Annotated in this window: 20 protein-coding genes and 1 other RNA gene; 11 read left to right on the top strand and 10 right to left on the bottom strand. The window is 45.3% G+C overall.

Annotated features, from left to right (window positions below; translation table 11 throughout):
• Positions 1–452 precede the first annotated feature (452 nt).
• A complete protein-coding gene (gene nadB, locus L1076_RS09375) occupies positions 453–2060 on the top strand; it encodes an L-aspartate oxidase (RefSeq protein WP_042602357.1) in 1608 nt (535 codons plus the stop codon).
• A gap of 35 nt (positions 2061–2095) precedes the next feature.
• On the opposite strand, the gene L1076_RS27055 is transcribed toward nadB, so the two are convergent.
• Complete coding sequence (locus tag L1076_RS27055) at positions 2096–2329, bottom strand: hypothetical protein (RefSeq protein WP_039976429.1); 234 nt, start codon at positions 2327–2329, stop codon at positions 2096–2098.
• A gap of 154 nt (positions 2330–2483) precedes the next feature.
• Positions 2484–2744 (bottom strand): succinate dehydrogenase assembly factor 2, encoded by a 261-nt coding sequence (locus tag L1076_RS09385; protein ID WP_038870312.1) that lies wholly within the window; start codon positions 2742–2744, stop codon positions 2484–2486.
• Between the two features lie 236 nt (positions 2745–2980).
• Here L1076_RS09385 and ygfZ point away from each other — a divergent pair, with 236 nt between their 5' ends.
• From ygfZ to L1076_RS09400, 3 genes are all read left to right on the top strand, one after another.
• Positions 2981–3949 (top strand): tRNA-modifying protein YgfZ, encoded by a 969-nt coding sequence (ygfZ, locus tag L1076_RS09390; protein WP_237303532.1) that lies wholly within the window; start codon positions 2981–2983, stop codon positions 3947–3949.
• Positions 3942–4415, top strand: a complete 474-nt coding sequence (locus L1076_RS09395) for a YbaK/EbsC family protein (RefSeq protein ID WP_038870314.1) — start codon at positions 3942–3944, stop codon at positions 4413–4415. Before ygfZ ends, L1076_RS09395 begins: the two co-directional genes overlap by 8 nt.
• Before the next feature lie 661 nt (positions 4416–5076).
• Positions 5077–5283: a DUF1107 domain-containing protein gene (locus tag L1076_RS09400; RefSeq protein ID WP_038881174.1), complete on the top strand. Its 207-nt coding sequence runs from the start codon at positions 5077–5079 to the stop codon at positions 5281–5283.
• 76 nt (positions 5284–5359) lie between these two features.
• On the opposite strand, the gene L1076_RS09405 is transcribed toward L1076_RS09400, so the two are convergent.
• From L1076_RS09405 to L1076_RS09415, 3 genes are read right to left on the bottom strand one after another with little or no spacing between them, the layout of a single operon-like run.
• On the bottom strand, positions 5360–6568 hold the full coding sequence (locus tag L1076_RS09405) for an FAD-dependent 2-octaprenylphenol hydroxylase (RefSeq protein ID WP_237303533.1): 1209 nt from the start codon (positions 6566–6568) through the stop codon (positions 5360–5362).
• Positions 6569–6595: 27 nt separating this feature from the next.
• Positions 6596–7774, bottom strand: coding sequence for a 2-octaprenyl-6-methoxyphenyl hydroxylase (gene ubiH, locus L1076_RS09410; protein ID WP_038870317.1), 1179 nt, complete (start codon positions 7772–7774; stop codon positions 6596–6598).
• A gap of 39 nt (positions 7775–7813) precedes the next feature.
• Positions 7814–8392: a YecA family protein gene (locus L1076_RS09415; protein ID WP_038870319.1), complete on the bottom strand. Its 579-nt coding sequence runs from the start codon at positions 8390–8392 to the stop codon at positions 7814–7816.
• A 249-nt stretch (positions 8393–8641) separates the two neighbouring features.
• Between L1076_RS09415 and zapA the strand changes: the two genes are divergently transcribed.
• The 5 genes from zapA (at position 8642) to serA (ending at position 11946) form a co-directional block, all read left to right on the top strand.
• Positions 8642–8950, top strand: a complete 309-nt coding sequence (gene zapA, locus L1076_RS09420; RefSeq protein WP_038870320.1) for a cell division protein ZapA — start codon at positions 8642–8644, stop codon at positions 8948–8950.
• An 8-nt stretch (positions 8951–8958) separates the two neighbouring features.
• Positions 8959–9143: non-coding RNA, 6S RNA (gene ssrS, locus L1076_RS09425), on the top strand.
• Between the two features lie 5 nt (positions 9144–9148).
• Complete coding sequence (locus L1076_RS09430) at positions 9149–9742, top strand: 5-formyltetrahydrofolate cyclo-ligase (protein ID WP_237303534.1); 594 nt, start codon at positions 9149–9151, stop codon at positions 9740–9742.
• Positions 9743–9800: 58 nt separating this feature from the next.
• Positions 9801–10457 (top strand): ribose-5-phosphate isomerase RpiA, encoded by a 657-nt coding sequence (gene rpiA, locus L1076_RS09435; protein ID WP_237303535.1) that lies wholly within the window; start codon positions 9801–9803, stop codon positions 10455–10457.
• A 259-nt stretch (positions 10458–10716) separates the two neighbouring features.
• On the top strand, positions 10717–11946 hold the full coding sequence (serA, locus tag L1076_RS09440; protein ID WP_038870325.1) for a phosphoglycerate dehydrogenase: 1230 nt from the start codon (positions 10717–10719) through the stop codon (positions 11944–11946).
• 76 nt (positions 11947–12022) lie between these two features.
• Here the strand turns inward: serA and L1076_RS09445 are convergent, their stop codons facing one another.
• Positions 12023–12718, bottom strand: a complete 696-nt coding sequence (locus L1076_RS09445; RefSeq protein ID WP_038870326.1) for an oxidative stress defense protein — start codon at positions 12716–12718, stop codon at positions 12023–12025.
• Between the two features lie 257 nt (positions 12719–12975).
• The gene (locus L1076_RS09450) at positions 12976–13872 is read right to left on the bottom strand and encodes a LysR family transcriptional regulator ArgP (protein ID WP_038870328.1); all 897 of its coding nucleotides are present in this window, start codon (positions 13870–13872) and stop codon (positions 12976–12978) included.
• Between the two features lie 140 nt (positions 13873–14012).
• Between L1076_RS09450 and L1076_RS09455 the strand changes: the two genes are divergently transcribed.
• Both L1076_RS09455 and L1076_RS09460 read left to right on the top strand, forming a co-directional pair.
• The gene (locus L1076_RS09455; protein ID WP_054757094.1) at positions 14013–14642 is read left to right on the top strand and encodes a LysE family transporter; all 630 of its coding nucleotides are present in this window, start codon (positions 14013–14015) and stop codon (positions 14640–14642) included.
• A 24-nt stretch (positions 14643–14666) separates the two neighbouring features.
• Complete coding sequence (locus L1076_RS09460) at positions 14667–15149, top strand: YbaK/EbsC family protein (RefSeq protein ID WP_038870332.1); 483 nt, start codon at positions 14667–14669, stop codon at positions 15147–15149.
• Between the two features lie 63 nt (positions 15150–15212).
• Here the strand turns inward: L1076_RS09460 and mscS are convergent, their stop codons facing one another.
• The 3 genes from mscS to L1076_RS09475 form a co-directional block, all read right to left on the bottom strand.
• Positions 15213–16079 (bottom strand): small-conductance mechanosensitive channel MscS, encoded by an 867-nt coding sequence (gene mscS / locus L1076_RS09465; RefSeq protein ID WP_038870334.1) that lies wholly within the window; start codon positions 16077–16079, stop codon positions 15213–15215.
• A 458-nt stretch (positions 16080–16537) separates the two neighbouring features.
• Complete coding sequence (gene fbaA / locus L1076_RS09470; RefSeq protein WP_038870335.1) at positions 16538–17614, bottom strand: class II fructose-bisphosphate aldolase; 1077 nt, start codon at positions 17612–17614, stop codon at positions 16538–16540.
• Between the two features lie 153 nt (positions 17615–17767).
• The gene (locus L1076_RS09475; RefSeq protein WP_038870336.1) at positions 17768–18928 is read right to left on the bottom strand and encodes a phosphoglycerate kinase; all 1161 of its coding nucleotides are present in this window, start codon (positions 18926–18928) and stop codon (positions 17768–17770) included.
• Positions 18929–18983 lie beyond the last annotated feature (55 nt).

The following is an 18983-nucleotide window of genomic DNA, read 5'->3' on the forward strand; positions in this document are numbered from 1 at the left end:
GACTCCGACGTGAATGAGAAAGTTCCATGGTTTCTCAAATTTTTTGTCATTGTTTTTTCACAGTGTGATGTCACTAGCCAAATCCCTCGCCACGTCTGAATTACGTCTCGTTTTGACAAGCGAGCATAGTGATGGGGAAATGGGTATAATGGATGATCTCTGTCCCAGATTGTGCTGGGTAGAGCCTAGAAAAGCAATGGCATTGACAAACTATTACTTTTTGTTGGCACGGCTAATGGCTATCTGAACAACGCGTTTAAAATAAAACTCAGGAAGCATGCGCATGTCATCGACATGCAAAAATAAGAGTGGCACAAGTCACCAGAGTTGCGGTGATTTAGATACCTCCCAACTTAGCCCTTAGCGACGGATGTCGCGTTAATGGATGCACATGGTGTGCAAAATATACACAAGGTAGCCTTGTTACCTTAGCTTGGGATTGTAAAAGTTATATGAACACGAATCGTGAACATGAATGTGATGTGTTAGTGGTAGGGAGTGGCGCCGCGGGCTTGTCGTTAGCTTTGCGCGTAGCAAACCACTGTAAAGTGATGGTGTTGAGTAAAGGCCCGCGCAGCGAAGGCGCGACGTTTTACGCGCAAGGTGGTATCGCTGCGGTCTTCGATGAATCTGACACCATCGAGTCTCACGTTGAAGACACACAAATTGCTGGTGATGGCATTTGCGATGAAGAAACGGTTAAGTTTATCGCTGAGAATTCAAAAGAATGCGTGCAATGGTTGATTGATGGTGGTGTACCGTTTGACCGTGAGGACGATGACTCTGATGAAGAACCTCGTTACCACTTAACTCGCGAAGGTGGTCACAGTCGACGCCGAATTTTGCATGCTGCGGATGCAACAGGTATGGCGATGCAAACCTCACTGCAAGACAACGCCCACAGCCACCCAAACATTCATGTTCTTGAACGTCACAATGCTCTGGATTTAATCACTGAAGATAAAGTCGGCGGCGACAAAAACAAGATCATTGGCGCTTATATTTGGAACCGAAATGAAGAACAGGTAGAAACCGTTCGCGCTAAATTTGTTGTTCTTGCGACTGGTGGCGCTTCCAAAGTTTACCAATATACGTCAAACCCTGACGTTTCCTCTGGTGACGGTATCGCGATTGCTTGGCGCGCAGGCTGCCGTGTCGCAAATATGGAATTCAACCAATTCCACCCTACTTGCCTGTTCCACCCAGAAGCACGTAACTTCCTACTCACAGAAGCCTTGCGTGGTGAAGGTGCCTATCTGCGACGCCCTGATGGCTCACGCTTTATGCCGGATTTTGATGAGCGTAAAGAACTTGCGCCGCGTGATGTCGTCGCACGTGCCATCGACTTTGAAATGAAGCGCCTAGGTGCAGACTGCATGTATTTAGACATCAGCCACAAACCTGCGGAATTCATTACCAAGCACTTCCCAACCATCTACTCTCGTTTGATGGATCTTGGCATCGATATGACCAAAGAGCCGATCCCAATTGTTCCAGCCGCACACTACACGTGTGGTGGCGTGATGGTCGATCAAAACGGCAATACGGACTTGAAGAATCTATATGCCATTGGCGAAGTCAGTTACACCGGTCTACACGGTGCAAACCGCATGGCTTCAAACTCACTACTTGAGTGTGTGGTCTACGCATGGGCAGCCGCCAAAGATATCCTAAAGCACCACACGAAGGTCGAATTAGCCCCCCGAGTACCTTGTTGGGATGAAAGCCAAGTCACCAACAGTGATGAAGAGGTTATCATCCAGCATAACTGGCATGAGCTCCGCTTGTTTATGTGGGATTACATGGGCATTGTTCGCACGGACAAACGTTTAGAACGCGCACTACGCCGTATTCAAATGCTTCAGCAAGAAACGCATGAGTACTACAGCCACTTCCGTGTTTCAAACAACTTGCTAGAACTGCGTAACCTACTTCAAGTAGCTGAACTGATGGTGCGTTGTGCGATGCAACGTAAAGAAAGCCGCGGTCTACACTACACCTTGGATTATCCAAACCAACAAGAGAATAGCGGACCGACGATCCTAACACCAAACAAGTAAATCTGACGCCAAGTAAGAAAGAGTTAGACACGATATCAAATGGGAGCTTCGGCTCCCATTTTCCATTGACGCAATATCATATTCAATTGACGATACGACACATCATCACAACTGTCTCGCCAAACGGTCACCTTATCCCCAGATACCAACTTGAACGTCACCTTGAAAACAGAAGCGGAAAGATCGACTCCTGATAACAGTGAAGTTTGAGCGTCATTTCGAACCGTTCCATCACGATGAAAATACCAATTCCCGACAGTTGACGGCATGACGAATCCACCTTGGGTATGGCAACGATAGATCAGTAGTAACAGATAACTAGATAAGACGAGTGGAATATCAGAGAAGATAACCGCCCAAGCTAAACCGAAAAGAATCAAGTAATGCAGCGCTTGGGCGTTTAGAGATTTAGAAACAGTAAGGTTAACGAACCTTGCTGAGGTTGTGTGCGACAATTTTATCAACCATCGAAGCGTGACCAAGGTTTTCGCTGCGACCATGCCCCATGACCCAAGTAAACAAATCTGGATCATCACATTCTAACAACGAAACAAAATCACGTTGCTCTTGCTCACCTAGTGCATCGAAGCACTCTTCAAAAAACGGCATAATCACCACGTCAAGCTCAAGCATGCCACGACGACAAGCCCATTTAATACGCGCCTTTTCTTCCGCAGTGTACATTCAGTATTCCTTCATAGATGTCTTGTTCTTAGTGCGGAGTGTAACAAGGGATGTTCTACGCCACTAGTGTGCGGGTCACAATATGTAGCCAAGTCACTGCAAATCCTGATCGCATTTAATAAACAAACGTTCAGTTGAGCCAAACACCTTAAAATTGAGTGGATATATTGAGTGCTGACAAATGTCTAATCTGCAATTAACATAGCTGAAAAATATCTTCAAAAGGCATCGTACTCATGGAATGGCAAACTCGCTTTTCACCACTGAACCTATCGACACAAGACGCGCTACCAGAGCTGTCTATCTCGCTATTGGATAACCTGGGCATGATCACCATGGTCGGGGACGACAAAAAGTCATACCTACACGGTCAAGTTACCTGCGATGTGGTTTCTCTTGAGAAAGACCAATCAATGTTGGGAGCACATTGTGACGCGAAAGGTAAAATGTGGAGTGTCTTCCGCCTATTCCACCATAACGATGGCTACTCAATGGTTCAGCCGAAATCAGCAATTGAAGTGGAACTGAAAGAAATTAAAAAGTACGCAGTGTTCTCGAAAGTGACCATCGAAGAGTCAAGCGACGTGGTACTGGGTGTTGCGGGTAAGAATGCAGATGCATTCATCTCAACGCTAAATGCTGATTCTGGCGACGTGCGTGCGATTGAAGGCGGCACTGCGGTCAAAGTCGCTCTGAATCGCTGGTTGCTTGCGCTTACAGCAGAAGCAGCACAATCATTAGTGGAAGATAGCCAAGCAACACTGACAACCCACGAGCTTTGGACCCGTTTCGATATTGAGGCAGCACTGCCATACGTGGCAGCAGACGCGCAAAACGTACACATTCCACAAGCACTAAACGTACAAGCGCTTGGTGGTATAAGCTTTACGAAAGGCTGCTACACGGGTCAAGAAACTGTAGCGCGCGCGAAATATCGCGGCACCAACAAACGTGCAATGTACATTGTTAAAGGTGTAACCGTTGAAACCTTAAGTGAAGGTGCGATCGAATTGGAACGTAGTGTCGGTGAAAACTGGCGTTCAGTAGGCGCCTTGCTCACGCATTACCAATTCAGCGACAACCAAGCGATGGGTCTCATTGTATTGCCAAACAACCTAGATGATGACACTCGTCTGCGCTTGGTTGACCAACCAGAATGTGAATGGGAAATCGCAGCACTGCCGTACAGCCTTGACGATGAGTAATACCATTCATACCCCTTTGATGCAGTTTTTGGCGGACCAAAACATCGAGTACCGCCTTCTTCCTCATCAAAGGCCAGCAACAACCATTGAGGATGCCGCGCAACAACGCGGCATTCGCCCTTCTCAAATGGTCAAAGCGATTCTTTTGCGTGATATGGGAAACCAATATGCGCTTGCTTGTGCACCAGGTGATCGTAGCGTTGATCCAAAGAAGGTGCGCGCATTACTGCAGTGCCGTCGCATGACGTGTGTTGATCAAGCCGACGTAGAAGCGATTACCGGATACAAGATTGGTACTGTCACGCCACTACTCTTAAAACGCTACATGCCGATCGTATTTGACCCAAGTTTGCTTGAAGAAAAAGAAATCACTATCAGCAGTGGTGATCGTATGGCTGGATTAGCATTATCTATCGATGATTTACTGCAATTGTGCCAACCAACCTTGGCCGATATCTGCCGTTAACCTTCGTAAAAATGTAATAACATGCAGGCTTTCTCACACCTACGTGATCTCACTCATATCTCCCAACATACAAAGTGGAATTTTTAATCATTTTTAAAACATAAATAGTCACGCGTAATAAACTCGTATATGCTGAATTTGTTGGTTAAGTTTTCAACAACGACTTAATCAACATAAAGTGAAACTGCTGACTGAATTGGCCTCTGCCACACGGTCAGTCGTCCACTTTTGTGTAATGCATCTGTGACTATTCGCCCGCCGAAGCGGGCTTTTTTTTATACGGAACTTTTCTGCGCCTCTTCCCTCTAACTCGATGAAAGCCATGTATTAAGCCCTTAATCCGGCGAAACGATAAAAATGCAATCAATTGAGTAAAAACATTTAGCAAACAATTATTTTCCTTCTATTCTTAATTCTGTAACAAAACAGTTGCTTAATGCACTACGTAACAACAGAAGGAGATAAGGAACGGTTCCTTCGCTAGTGTTTTTTTGAGGTAATCCTCACGCTATTTGAGATATGACCCTGTCAATTTGTCTATGGCAGCACAAATCTCTAAAGCGATACAACTCATCTGTACTTAATACCATTGCTGTCACAATAATTTTTACGCCAAAAACGTAAGATAACTGAGCTAGGTAAGAGATAAGGAAAAGTAAATATGAGACTGTTTAAGCGCTATACACCAGGTATGATTGCTAAACACATAAGTCGTCTTTTTAAAGGAAGAATTTATATTTACGGAGTCGGTAAATTTGAGTTTGATAATGGAAAATTAATGCTGCCAGAGAAAGCGGAAAGACGCCACTTTCAAGCGGTTAAAGAAATTAACCAAGAGATTATGAAGCTCAGATGCGCATACGCTTAGCGACAACATCGATGTAAAGGAAAGGCTGGATTAACCAGCCTTTTTTGTGTCTTCTATTCGTCGAGCAATAAGCTCGTTATTGACGCGCAAGTTCCGGCAAATTGCCTTTCAAACCCAATGCGTGTTTCATTATCTCGTCTTTTGCTCCTGGTAGCTGGCTAGCTAAACTCAAACCAATTCCACGTACCAGCTTTTTAGCAGGATTCTCACCAGAGAACAGGTCACGGAAGCCTTGCATCGCCGCTATCATCTTCGCCGCCTCAGCTTTGCGCCAACGTTCATAACCACGTAGGTTACGTTTGGTGCCAATGTCCTGCCCTTGTTTCCACAGCGCCAACACTTCTTGCGCTAAGCTCGCAGCATCCAATAAACCAAGGTTCACACCCTGTCCTGCTAGTGGATGAATTGTGTGTGCTGCATCGCCAACTAACGCCACGCGTTCAACCACAAAGTCACGCGCATAACGCATCTTAAGTGGGAACGCCGCACGTTCACCAACTACTTCACACAAACCTAAACGCACATCAAATTCGCTAGTTAGTGCCTTATTGAACTCTTGCTCATTCATCGCCAGCAGTTGCTCGGCACGATTTGGTTCGGTAGACCAAACAATCGAACACATGTGCGGATCAGACATCGGAAGGAAAGCCAATGGACCTTGCGGTGTAAAGATCTGACGCGCAACGCTGTTGTGTGGATCAGCGGTTTTCACGTTCGCGACAAGCGCACTATGGCCGTAATCCCAATGCGTTAGTGGGATATCCATTTGATTACGCAGCCAAGAGTTTGCACCATCGGCGCCAACAACCAACTTAGCAGTCATGGCCTGACCATTGTCTAGCGTTAGCCAACTTTCTTGCTCACCCACCGCAAGCGTTGCACAACGAGCAGGCATAAACAGTGTTACGTTATCCAGCTTTTGTACTTGTTCTAGCAGCGCTAATTGAATCACGCGGTTTTCAACGATATGACCAAGGTCTGGTTGAGCCATGCTTTGTGCATCAAATGCGATGTTAGCGAAACTGTCTTGCTCCCACACTTCCATCGCATGGTACGGTGAAGCACGACGCTGCTCGATACCTTGCCAAGCACCAAGGTTGCGAAGGATAGTTTCACTTGAACGGCTCAACGCCGATACGCGTACATCTGGCAGTTCATTTAGGGTGTCGTTTGGCACTGCGCCTTCGATAACGGCTACTCGCAGGTCACTGTCCTTAAAAGCGGCCGCCAATGCTAAACCTACCATTCCACCACCGATGATGGCGATATCTACACTTTGCATCATTGCTTTTGTTACCTAATTCGTTGCCGTTTATCGTTTCACTAGACCAAGCGTATGGCGTAGCAGCGGCTGCTTAAAAGTAGAAAGGTTATCCATCGTTGCGAGAGCAAGGTTACGCCCAATTCGCATCGCCGGTAAATCATTTGAAAAAATATGCACGAGAGAACTGGTTAGCCAAATTGTTTCGCTGCGATCATCTTCACGGCGCTGGCTAAATCGCATTAAGCCTTGGTAACGACCCGCGTCTTCAGTTTGCTTAACAACCTCTTCCGCTAACGATGCCACATCACGAATACCAAGGTTGAAGCCTTGTCCAGCAATCGGGTGAAGTGTTTGTGCAGCATTGCCGACAATAGCAAAGCGGTGCGAAATGTTCTGCTTACGATGACGCAGAAGAAGCGGATAGCTCGCGCGTTGTCCGACTTTCTGCATCGCACCTAGTCGCCAACCAAAATCGTTCTGCAAACGCTCAAGGAACTCCGCATCAGATAAGTTCACCACGGTTTGCGCTTCTTCAGGACGCAGACACCATACTAACGACATGCGGTTGTCACTCATCGGCAGCAGTGCGACTGGACCATTCTCGGTAAAGCGTTCAAAAGCGCGACCTTGATGAGGCTCTTGCGTCACGATATTCGCAATCACTGCCACTTGGTCAAAATCATGCTCAGACAACTCTAAACCGATTTGCTGACAGCATTGCGATACTGCGCCATCGGCAGCAACGAGCAACTTAGCTTCCAGCTTCTCACCGCTCGTCAGCTCAATGTGTGCTTTGTTTTGCTCACGCTCGATGTTCACGACCGAATCCGGACAAAACAGACTGATCGCCTCACTCTTATCTAAGAGCTCTTGATAGACGCGACCAACATCGGCGAGTTCCACTACGTAACCAAGTGCTTCAACACCAACTTCGTGCTTGGTAATCTCAGTCATCCCCGCATGAGAACGATCGGACACATGAATGTGCTCTATTGGAGTTGCAAAAGGCTCAACCGCCGCCCACAACTGCAAATGGCGTAAGGTGTTGACGGTCCCGTAGGATAAGGCAATGGAACGAGAGTCAAAACCAGGGTGCTCATTAGATTGCGCTTTAAACGGCTCAACAACGGCAACACGAAGTTGTCCTTTCGATAAGCGATCTATCGCTAAAGCAAGTGTGGCTCCCGCCATGGCTCCACCAGCAATTACAACGTCATATTGCCTCATGCTAACCTCTAGAAACTATTCAATTAATGGTACCGACGATCAGTGAATCGTCGGTTTACTATCGTTGCTTTCAGGACGAGCGCCAAACTCGGCATGAATAGTTAATACGCATGCTTTGACGTGTTCGATTACTTGCTCTAGCAATTGAGCTTGCTCACCTAGGTCGTCATCTTCATCAATGCCTAACTTAGCGATCTCTTCAAGATCTGCTAACGCCTCTTTCACATCGTCAGACGCTTTATTCATGGCGATACCAGCTAACCCCAAACCTGAGATAAAATGGTTAACGAAATCAGATAGGCCATCAGCCAATGCGAACAAGCCTTCTTCACCTGGCTCATCAGGCAACAACAGAGACAATTCCATCGAGGTGCCTGTCAACTCATTTACCGTCACTTTAAAAATGCTTTGTGCAAAAGCCAGTGCAGTAGTTGGCCACCCCATGCCATCATTGGTGTAATCAAACAAAATTGGTTGCCAGGTTTGATCGTTAATCGCCAATCCACCACTTAGCATGCCGACAAGTAACCCGTGTAACTCAGCAGGCGTCACTGCAATGCTTGCGGATTTAAGTTCAACAGCAATAGATTGATATTCTGGAAGGGTGATTTCACTCATAACTGGGCTCATTCTTGCGTAATAATGTATCGTTCTATCCTACCATCAAGCCTACTCGGCTGAAACGGCTATCAAATTCAAATTTGGACAGCATTTACTCAATTTGTCCAATTCCTGTGTGATCACTTCACCATTTTTCTATCTAGGGTGGGAAATGCTTGAATCTTAATAGCGGTTTTCCTATAGTTTCCTCCTCGGTAGTTGTACAAAGCAATACCTTAGATAGCGCGAATATAGAGTTTATTCATCATGAGCAATCAAGCGGTCGACGTTGAAATCCTTGGAAAAATGACACGAGTGAATTGTCCACCGGGTCAAGAAGAGTCACTGATTACAGCGGCTAAAGATCTCGATCGTCGATTGAAAGAGATGACAGACCGTACTAAGGTAACCAATGAAATTCAGCTACTAACTTTTGCTGCATTAAATATTTGTCATGAATTGCATACCAAGTCATACGAATCAAACGGTCAGCAACAAGAAATTACGGAGCGAATGGAAAAGCTCACTGCGTCGCTAGAGAACGCACTTAAGAATGTAACGCAAGGACAGCAGTAGATACCAAATTTACCCTGGGGTGTTCGTCAGTTGGATTTAAGTCCCTGAGCCGATAAGCAATACCGAAGGGTTAGTACTTGATAACTATTGAGCAAGCTTGGCATGCACCGAGAAGCCTACGGTTATCATTGCTGATCCGCCTTGAACCAGCTGGTTCAAGGGCCACAATCCTCAACGGCACCCTGGGGTATCCTCTCTATGTCAAACCTATCTCGACAAGAATTCCGTAAACTCATCCGTGAAAAACGTAAAGGCCTGTGCAGTGATACTCAGTTTCAAGCAGGGCTCGATCTAATTAAACAGTTTTCACAGTTGCCAGAAATCCAAGTTTCAGATCACATCGCCATTTATCTTTCCGCCGACGGAGAGCTCGATACAAAACCGTTAATTGAGTGGCTATGGCAACAAGGTAAGTCGATTTACCTACCAGTGATTCACCCATTCTCGCAAGGCCAATTGTTGTTTCTTCATTACGTAAACGATGACCAGTTGGTGTTTAATAAGTATGGAATCTTAGAACCCAAACTCGATATCACCTACCTAAAGCCCGTTCGAGATCTCGACTTGATCTGCACACCATTAGTTGGTTTTGACAGTACCGGCCATCGCTTAGGTATGGGCGGAGGCTACTATGACCGGACACTCTCACGCTGGTTTAGTACTGGCGAGGGCGCCAAGCCAATCGGCATTGCTCATGATTGTCAGCATGTCGAACGCCTTCCAACAGAGAGTTGGGACATCCCATTACCTAAGATCGTGACTCCAAGCCAGATCTGGCAATGGGAAAAGTAGAACTTACCCGCTATAATCACGCCGCAAACGTTAACGAACATCTATTCAGGAGATTGGCATGACTCAAGATGAAATGAAGAAAGCGGCTGGTTGGGCAGCACTTAAATATGTTGAGAAAGACAGCATTGTCGGTGTTGGTACTGGCTCTACCGTGAATCACTTCATCGATGCCCTAGGCAGTATCAAAGACGATATCAAAGGTGCAGTGTCTAGCTCTGTTGCTTCTACTGAGCGCCTAAAAGAGCTTGGTATTGAAGTATTCGAGTGTAACGACGTAGTGAAGCTAGATGTCTACGTTGATGGTGCAGATGAAATCAATGCAACACGCGATATGATCAAAGGCGGCGGTGCTGCATTGACTCGTGAAAAAATCGTTGCAGCGATTTCAGACAAATTCGTATGTATCGTTGACGGCACAAAAGCAGTTGACGTACTGGGCCAATTCCCACTTCCTGTAGAAGTTATCCCAATGGCACGCTCTTACGTAGCTCGTGAATTGGTAAAACTAGGTGGTGACCCTGCATACCGTGAAGGCGTAACGACGGACAACGGCAACGTGATCCTAGACGTACACAACATGCAAATCACTAACCCAAAAGAGATGGAAGATAAGATCAACGGCATCGCGGGTGTTGTGACTGTGGGTCTATTCGCTCACCGTGGTGCAGATGTGGTTATCACTGGCACACCAGAAGGTGCAAAAATAGAAGAATAAGTCACTAGTTGACTTAAATTTTCTGTTATTTCATTACAGACGGCGCCCTAGGGCGCCGTTTTTTCTTTCTTTTTCTAAGAAAAGCATGCCTTATTCCGTAATTTTCTTACCCAAAGCAAAAATTTTTTGTTACTTTATTGAACAGAAGACGCACAGGGAAACGTTTGTCTTCCAACAAAACTGTTAATTATCCCCTTTTTAATGGTTTTGCTTTATGTGCGCCACATTAGCCCACCTTTCCATTTTAAGGACGAGAAAAATGGCCAAAGTTTCACTGGAAAAAGAAAAGATTAAGATCCTCTTGCTAGAGGGACTCCACCCTTCTTCAGTTGAAGTTCTTCAAGCAGCTGGCTACAGCAACATTGAATATCACAAAGGTTCCCTTTCTGAGGAAGAACTGATTGAAGCAGTAAAAGACGTACACTTCATCGGTATCCGCTCCCGAACAAACCTATCGAAAGACGTGATCAATGCGGCGAACAAGCTAGTTGCGATTGGCTGTTTTTGTATCGGTACCAACCAAGTAGACCTCAACGCTGCTTCGGTGCGTGGTATCCCTGTATTCAACGCACCTTTCTCAAACACGCGCAGCGTCGCAGAGTTGGTTCTAGGTCAAATCCTGTTGCTTCTTCGTGGCATTCCAGAAAAGAACGCACTCGCGCACCGTGGCATTTGGAAAAAGAGTGCAGACAGTTCTTACGAAGCTCGCGGGAAACGTCTGGGCATCATTGGTTACGGTCACATTGGTACGCAATTAGGTATCATTGCCGAAAACCTAGGCATGCGCGTTTACTACTACGACATTGAAAACAAACTGTCTCTAGGTAATGCGACACAAGTGCTCACCATGAGTGAGTTACTAAATAAATGTGACGTCGTTTCTTTGCACGTACCAGAGACGCCAGAAACCAAGAACATGATGGGTGAGGAAGAGTTCGCGCGCATGAAGCCGGGCGCTATCTTTATCAATGCGGCGCGCGGTACTGTTGTTGATATTCCGGCTCTATGCCACAGCCTAGAATCAGGCCATATTTCTGGAGCAGCTATCGACGTATTCCCTGTAGAGCCAAAAACCAACGCCGATGCGTTTGAGTCTCCACTACAGAAGTTCGACAACGTTATCCTAACGCCACACGTCGGTGGCTCAACACAAGAAGCACAAGAAAACATTGGTGTAGAAGTTGCGGGTAAGTTGGCGAAGTACTCAGACAATGGTTCAACACTGTCGAGCGTGAACTTCCCAGAAGTATCACTGCCAGAGCATCGTGAATGTTCACGTCTACTCCACATCCACAAAAACCGTCCTGGTATCCTGACGCAAATCAACACCATTTTCGCAGAAGACGGCATCAACATCGCCGGCCAGTACCTACAAACCGCAGCTGAGATAGGCTACGTAGTGATTGACGTAGAAACCTCTCGCGCAGCAGAAGCATTAGTTAAATTAAAAGGCATCGAAGGCACCATTCGTGCCCGAATCCTTCACTGATCACTGACTTGCAAATACAAAAAAGGCAGGGACTTCCCTGCCTTTTCTCATTCTATGAATCGTAATGTTATCTATACTATTTAAGCCTGTATACGACGTCCACTTGGTCACGAATCACCAACGTTGAATCTTGATAGCTATTTGAACTCTCTCTTGCATCCATCGCCACAGAGCGCATCAATACTGGGCGTGCGTGCATTTGGTTGTAGTTAATCTGCCACACATCACCTAACTTTTTATCAAAACCTGTCGCTAAAGAAGCCGCTTTGCTTTGTGCATCTTTAATCGCTGCCATGCGTGCTTTTTGTTGGTACTCAGATTGGTTGCTTACTTTAAGCTGAATGTTGTCAACTTGGTTGATGCCCGCCTTTAGCGCCATATCCAAGTACTCATTCAAGTTCGCCAAATCACTCACAGTCACATCAATACTGCGTGAAGCTCGATAACCCACAAGTTCCGCTTTACCCGATTTAGGATAGTGGTACTGAGGAGCAAGGTACAGATTTGAGCTAGTAATATTGTCTTTCGACAAACCGGCATCAGCTAAGCTCTTAAGAAACTCATCAACCGTATTATCGACAGATTGCTTCGCCTGTTCTGCCGTCATGGTCGTATCAACAACCTTTACAGAAAAAGCCGCCATATCTGGCGTCGCGACAACTTCACCGTAGCCAGTGGTTGATAAATGGGCAAAATTCGGCACATCATTCGCAAACACAGAAATACTGGTAAGGCTTAGGGCTGAAGCAAGTAAACATGAAGACAGTTTCATTCGACAAATCCATCCGTATTGAAAGACTAAGATCACTCCAGTTGCCTGAGTTCAAGGCGAGAGACTCGATGAAAGCCATGGCAGATAAGTTGCTGTCTTGAATTCGCAAATAGATAAAACAGCAATGAACAGGAGTGTATATAGACTCATCATAGAAACTTCTGGCAATTATCCAAGCACCTTAAGCGACTTCTAACACAACTTTGACTGTGTAACTTCATGGTAATTTCGACTCAAAACGCGAGCGAAGTGGGAACTTATTGCGGTAAGTGTTTTTGAGCGTAACTCACAATTGCTTGCGATATCTCTTGCAGCACTCCAGTTTCCAACTGCCAGTGATGCCAATAAATGCGATAAGACATCAAAAAGCCAGGTGTGATATCGATAAGCTCCCCTTTCTCCAGTTCATCGGTGATCTGTAGTCGAGGAATCAAACAATAAGCGACTCCAGCTAACGCCATTTTGAGGAAAGCTTCAGAACTACTAATGTTGTGATGGATGACACTATCCGGTCTGACGTTGAAGTGCTCCGTTAAAAACTTCTTATGCAGATCATCGTACTGATCATAGGAAACCGCTGGTGCTTTAGCTAACGTTTGATTGTTCACGCCTTCGGTAAAATAGCGCTGATAGAACTCAGGGTTAGCGACACAAACATAATCGATGCGCCCTAGGTAATCCGCTCGACAACTCGGTATGGCTTGTGATTCTAAACTTATAGCCCCTGCTACCTCACCACTTCTGAGCTTTTCAATCGATCGTGATTCTCCGTAGATCGTCAACTTAAGTTCAACTTGGCGATGCTTCATCACATCTTGTAAAGCCGGTAGTAACCACGTTGCTAAGCTGTCGGCGTTAGTCGCGAGTGAGAGCTGAACGGGACGAGTTGTGGTGTCGTTTTTTAGCTCAGGAAGGATTTCATGCTCAAGCAACCTGACGCGACGATAAAGCCCGAGTAGCTTCTTACCAATTGGGGTTGGCTTTGGCGGTTGCTCACGTATAAGTACCGGTTGGGCAAGGTACTTCTCAAGCTGTTTGATACGTTGGGAAATGGCTGATTGCGAAACAAAAAGGTGCTCAGCAGCTCGGTCAAAACTGCCCTGATGAACTACCGCATCTAACGCTTCTATCCATTTATAATCCAATCCTCGCACGTGTTTTTCCTCCCTAATAAACGCCAACAGCACTAAATAAGTAACGCTAATAATATATTAAAACCATTAATTATACTTATTTAATGAAAAGCTTTATCTTCCCCTCCTCTGTTGTTCTATTACTAATGTTGAGGTGTGTTGTGAGCTTTTGGGTGTTATTACAAGGATTCGGTTTAGGTGCGACCATGATCATTCCAATCGGTGCGCAAAATGCGTATGTACTTAACCAAGGCATTAAGCGTCAACATCATCTAACGACTGCGACCATCTGTAGCATCCTAGATATGATTTTTATCTCGCTCGGTATTTTTGGTGGCGGCGCGATTCTCTCGCAAAATGAAATCCTACTTACCTCAGTAACTTTAGGTGGTATTGCCTTCTTAAGTGTTTACGGTTTACTGTCACTAAAAAGTGCATTCAAAGCAGCAAACGCCTCTGAATCGAATGGTGAAGTCGTCGCACGAGGCCGTCGTACCGTAATTCTTGGCGCACTTGCCGTCACAGTGTTGAACCCGCACCTGTACTTAGATACCGTAGTGATCTTAGGTTCAATTGGTGGTCAGTTTGAAGGTAATGATCGCATCGTATTCGCTATGGGCACCATCATGGCTTCCTTTGTATGGTTCTACACGCTCTCATTAGGTGCGGCAAAATTGGGGCCAACGCTCTCAAAACCAAAAGTGAAAAAAGGCATCGATATTGCGGTTGCTACTATGATGTTTACTATCGCTTTTGTACTTGCGAATGAGTTAGTCACCAAATACTGGTAAAGATAAATAGGAAAGAAACACGACATGGAGTCACTGGAAAAAATCCATCAAATCAATCGAGAGCGATTCAACGCGCTCTCCATCCCCTTTCGAGAGTGGCAACATGAAGCCATTCTCGACTTCGAAACCGATGTCAAAGTTGCCGCACAACTCGGCTGGACTGGCACTCATACTAAGAGCCTTTTTCTCAAGCTAAAAGGACAAGGTTACGCAGTATACCTGACTGACAAAGACTCTCGTTTAGACTCCAAACAAATCAAAATTATGACTGGTAAAAGGCCTTCTATTTGCAGCGACGATGAAATGATTGAGCAGCTAGGTTGTGTACCTGGCGCAGTTTGTCCTATTGGCTTACCTGAGCATGTCACCATTATCGTCGACACGGCGCTCTACCAGCATGATGAGTTGCTTTATACGCCAGGTTTACCCGAATTAACCTTTGGCTTTGCAGGTAGCGAACTTAAACGTCTGCTCCTCGCTGGCAGTAACACTCTGTTAGAACTTTAGAAAATCCGGATATAAAAAAAGCGAGGCCATTGCCTCGCTTTTTCATGTTCTCAATCGAAGGGATTAAGCTTCTACTTTGTTCAAATGAACATCCATTTGTGGGAATGGAATTTCGATGCCTGCTTCGTCCAACGCTTCTTTGATTGCTTGAGTTGAATCGAAGTAAACATCCCAGTAATCAGACGTTTTACACCATGGACGAACCACGAAGTTCACTGAAGAGTCTGCTAGTGCTAGGACACCGATTTGGATTGCAGGATCTTTCAGGATACGCTCATCTTTTTCTAGCACGTCACGGATAACTTGCTTAGTTTGCTTAAGATCAGCGCTGTAAGAAACACCGATAACTAGGTCCACACGACGCGTAGCGTGGCGAGAGTAGTTAGTGATTGCGCCGCCGATAACTGATGAGTTCGGCACAACAACCATTTTGTTGTCAGGTGTCTTTAGTACAGTTTGGAAGATTTGAATTGCTTCAACACTACCAGCTACACCACCGATTTCCACATAGTCACCAGACTTAAATGGACGGAATGCAACGATTAGCACGCCAGCAGCAAAGTTAGATAGTGAGCCTTGTAGAGCAAGACCAACAGCAAGACCAGCCGCACCAATTACCGCAACTACAGATGCAGTTTGAACACCTACACGACCTAGTGCCGCAATCAATACAATAACAAATAGAAGGTAACGAACTAGACCGTTGACAAACTCAACAACCGCTTTGTCCATTTGTTTCTTTTCAAGCACTTTTGAAACGCTGTTTGCTACCGCTTTAACGATAATGTTACCGATAAATAGGATCAGCAGTGCAGAAATGATGTTTACACCGTACTGAATAAGAAGATCTGAGTTGTTATTTAGCCACGTTTCCGCTTTGCTCAAACCATCCGTTAAAGAGGTATCGATACCCATCGATTCACCTGCCATAATTCGTATCCTCAAAATAAAGATATAAAAATCTAATTGCCGTTAACTTATGAACCTTGTTTTTTATAGGTTCTTATTCACAACAACATCCCTATTGTTTTCCTGAACAGTGTCAGATTTTTGGCACAATATCTCAAAACTGAAATTTTGCAAAGTCAGAGTTTCGCAAAGACCTACAAAACAAAGCTTTATCAGAATTTTCCGATATTGGCATGTTACAGAGTACGCAATGGATTTACATTTCGCCACACTTTTTAATTGCTTTTATGCCACTTGGTGCGGAAATGCGCTGGGTTTCGAAATTTGCGCCAAAACTGAAGGGATATGAAGTGCGGTGATCATATAGCAGTTGATTGAGTTATCAATTGCTAAAAGAAAGAGAATGGTCGCTGTCTCATTGATTAGACATAAAAAAACCCGCTCGAAGAGCGGGTTTTTAGAAACTCAAATAAGACGAATTATAGTACGTCGATTGCGTTTAGGTCAGAGAATGCTTTCTCTAGACGAGCTACCATTGAAGCTTGACCAGCACGCAGCCATACACGTGGATCGTAGTACTTCTTGTTTGGCGCAGATTCGCCAGTTGGGTTACCGATTTGACCTTGCAGGTAATCAAAGTTTTCTGCAGAGTAAGTACGGATACCATCCCAAGTTGCCCACTGTGTATCAGTATCGATGTTCATTTTGATAACACCGTAGCCGATAGACTCTTGGATTTCAGCTTCAGATGAACCTGAACCACCGTGGAACACGAAGTTTAGAGCGTTTGGTGCAATACCGAACTTCTCTGCACAGTATGCTTGAGAGTCACGTAGGATAGTTGGAGTTAGTACAACGTTACCTGCTTGGTAAACACCGTGTACGTTACCGAAAGATGCTGCAATAGTGAAACGTGGGCTAATAGCGTTTAGTTTCTCGTATGCGTAAGCAACGTCTTCTGGAGAAGTGTAAAGCTCTGATGCGTCCATGTGAGAGTTATCAACGCCGTCTTCTTCACCACCAGTACAACCTAGTTCGATCTCTAGAGTCATACCCATTTTCGCCATGCGAGCTAGGTATTTGCCAGAGATTTCGATGTTCTCTTCTAGAGACTCTTCAGAAAGGTCGATCATGTGAGAAGAGAATAGTGGTTTACCAGTTTGAGCGAAGAACTCTTCACCAGCGTCTAGCAGACCGTCGATCCATGGAAGCAATTTCTTAGCAGCATGGTCAGTGTGAAGGATTACTGGAACGCCGTAAGATTCAGCAACTGCGTGTACGTATTTTGCACCTGCTACAGCGCCAAGGATTTGTGCACCTTGACCTTCAAGTTTCACGCCTTTACCAGCGAAGAAACCAGCACCGCCGTTTGAGAACTGAACAACAACAGGAGCTTTAACTTTCGCTGCAGCTTCTAGAACACCGTTGATTGAGTCAGTGTTAACAACGTTAACTGCTGGAAGAGCAAATTTGTTCTCTTTTGCTACTTCAAATACTTTCTGAACGTCATCGCCAGAGATAACACCTGGTTTTACGAAGTCGAAGATCTTAGACATGGATGTAATCCTATTTATCTGTCGTTTTATAAACAAAACTTGTTAAATTGAAAATCTTGCAAACGTTTGCTCACAACTGAGGCTATTTTAGCAGAGTTCCTCTCGCGTTGCAGCAAACAAGAAAGCGGGAGAGAACTCCCGCTTTACTGAATATTACTTAGCGCGTGCTTCTAGCATTTCAACTGCTGGAAGAACTTTACCTTCTACGAACTCAAGGAAAGCGCCGCCGCCAGTAGAGATGTAAGATACGTCAGCTTTGATACCGAACTTGTCGATAGCCGCTAGCGTGTCACCACCACCTGCAACAGAGAAGCCTTCAGAAGATGCGATAGCGTCAGAGATACCTTTAGTACCTGCTTCAAAGTTCTTGAATTCGAATACGCCTACTGGACCGTTCCATAGGATAGTCTTAGCGTTCTTCAAAATTTCTGCTAGTTCAGCAGTTGAATCTGGACCAAGGTCGAAGATCATGTCGTCGTCTTGTACTTCAGAAACGTGCTTGATTTCAGCTTCTGCGTTCTCGTCGAATGCTTTCGCACATGCAACGTCAGTTGCTACTGGAATTGCACACTCGTCCATTAGCTTCTTAGCTGTTTCAACTAGGTCTGCTTCGTATAGAGACTTACCAACGTTGTGGCCAGCAGCTGCGATGAATGTGTTAGCAATACCACCACCAACAACTAGTTGGTCAGCGATTTTAGATAGAGACTCAAGAACCGTTAGCTTAGTAGAAACTTTTGAACCACCTACGATCGCAACCATTGGACGAGCAGGCTTGTCCATTGCTTTACCTAGTGCTTCTAGTTCGTTAGCTAGTAGAGGACCCGCACATGCTACGTCTGCGTGCATGCCTACACCGTGAGTAGATGCTTGTGCACGGTGAGCTGTACCGAATGCGTCCATTACGAAGATGTCACATAGAGCAGCGTATTGCTTAGACAGTTCTTCTTCGTTTTTCTTCTCGCCTTTGTTAAAGCGAACGTTTTCAAGAACAACTAGCTCACCAGCGTTTAGTTCTAGACCGTTTAGGTAATCTTTCGCTAGTTTAACTTCGCAATCTAGTGCGTCGTTTAGGTAGTTAACTACTGGTTGTAGAGAGAACTCTTCAGCGTATTCACCTTCAGTTGGGCGACCTAGGTGAGAAGTAACCATTACTTTAGCGCCTGCTTCTAGACAGTGCTTGATAGTTGGAAGAGATGCGATGATACGTGCATCAGAAGTTACTTTACCGTCTTTTACTGGCACGTTTAGGTCAGCACGGATAAATACACGTTTACCTGCAAGATCCAGGTCAGTCATCTTGATTACAGACATGATGTGTCCTCTCAAATATTAAATAATTAAAGTTTTTAAAAACTCGGCAATCCTG

Source organism: Vibrio sp. MMG023 (assembly GCF_021654215.1).
GTDB lineage: Bacteria > Pseudomonadota > Gammaproteobacteria > Enterobacterales > Vibrionaceae > Vibrio > Vibrio jasicida.

Excerpts from the sequence above, each read along its gene's own strand:
- zapA (WP_038870320.1), top strand. The coding sequence starts at position 8,642 with ATGAGCAATCAAGCGGTCGACGTTGAAATCCTTGGAAAAATGACACGA.
- L1076_RS09395 (WP_038870314.1), top strand. The coding sequence starts at position 3,942 with ATGAGTAATACCATTCATACCCCTTTGATGCAGTTTTTGGCGGACCAA.
- serA (WP_038870325.1), top strand. The coding sequence starts at position 10,717 with ATGGCCAAAGTTTCACTGGAAAAAGAAAAGATTAAGATCCTCTTGCTA.
- rpiA (WP_237303535.1), top strand. The coding sequence starts at position 9,801 with ATGACTCAAGATGAAATGAAGAAAGCGGCTGGTTGGGCAGCACTTAAA.
- L1076_RS09385 (WP_038870312.1), bottom strand. The coding sequence starts at position 2,744 with ATGTACACTGCGGAAGAAAAGGCGCGTATTAAATGGGCTTGTCGTCGT.
- L1076_RS27055 (WP_039976429.1), bottom strand. The coding sequence starts at position 2,329 with ATGCCGTCAACTGTCGGGAATTGGTATTTTCATCGTGATGGAACGGTT.
- fbaA (WP_038870335.1), bottom strand. The coding sequence starts at position 17,614 with ATGTCTAAGATCTTCGACTTCGTAAAACCAGGTGTTATCTCTGGCGAT.
- L1076_RS09430 (WP_237303534.1), top strand. The coding sequence starts at position 9,149 with ATGTCAAACCTATCTCGACAAGAATTCCGTAAACTCATCCGTGAAAAA.
- L1076_RS09475 (WP_038870336.1), bottom strand. The coding sequence starts at position 18,928 with ATGTCTGTAATCAAGATGACTGACCTGGATCTTGCAGGTAAACGTGTA.
- nadB (WP_042602357.1), top strand. The coding sequence starts at position 453 with ATGAACACGAATCGTGAACATGAATGTGATGTGTTAGTGGTAGGGAGT.
- mscS (WP_038870334.1), bottom strand. The coding sequence starts at position 16,079 with ATGGCAGGTGAATCGATGGGTATCGATACCTCTTTAACGGATGGTTTG.
- ubiH (WP_038870317.1), bottom strand. The coding sequence starts at position 7,774 with ATGAGGCAATATGACGTTGTAATTGCTGGTGGAGCCATGGCGGGAGCC.
- L1076_RS09400 (WP_038881174.1), top strand. The coding sequence starts at position 5,077 with ATGAGACTGTTTAAGCGCTATACACCAGGTATGATTGCTAAACACATA.
- L1076_RS09405 (WP_237303533.1), bottom strand. The coding sequence starts at position 6,568 with ATGATGCAAAGTGTAGATATCGCCATCATCGGTGGTGGAATGGTAGGT.
- ygfZ (WP_237303532.1), top strand. The coding sequence starts at position 2,981 with ATGGAATGGCAAACTCGCTTTTCACCACTGAACCTATCGACACAAGAC.
- L1076_RS09445 (WP_038870326.1), bottom strand. The coding sequence starts at position 12,718 with ATGAAACTGTCTTCATGTTTACTTGCTTCAGCCCTAAGCCTTACCAGT.
- L1076_RS09415 (WP_038870319.1), bottom strand. The coding sequence starts at position 8,392 with ATGAGTGAAATCACCCTTCCAGAATATCAATCTATTGCTGTTGAACTT.
- L1076_RS09460 (WP_038870332.1), top strand. The coding sequence starts at position 14,667 with ATGGAGTCACTGGAAAAAATCCATCAAATCAATCGAGAGCGATTCAAC.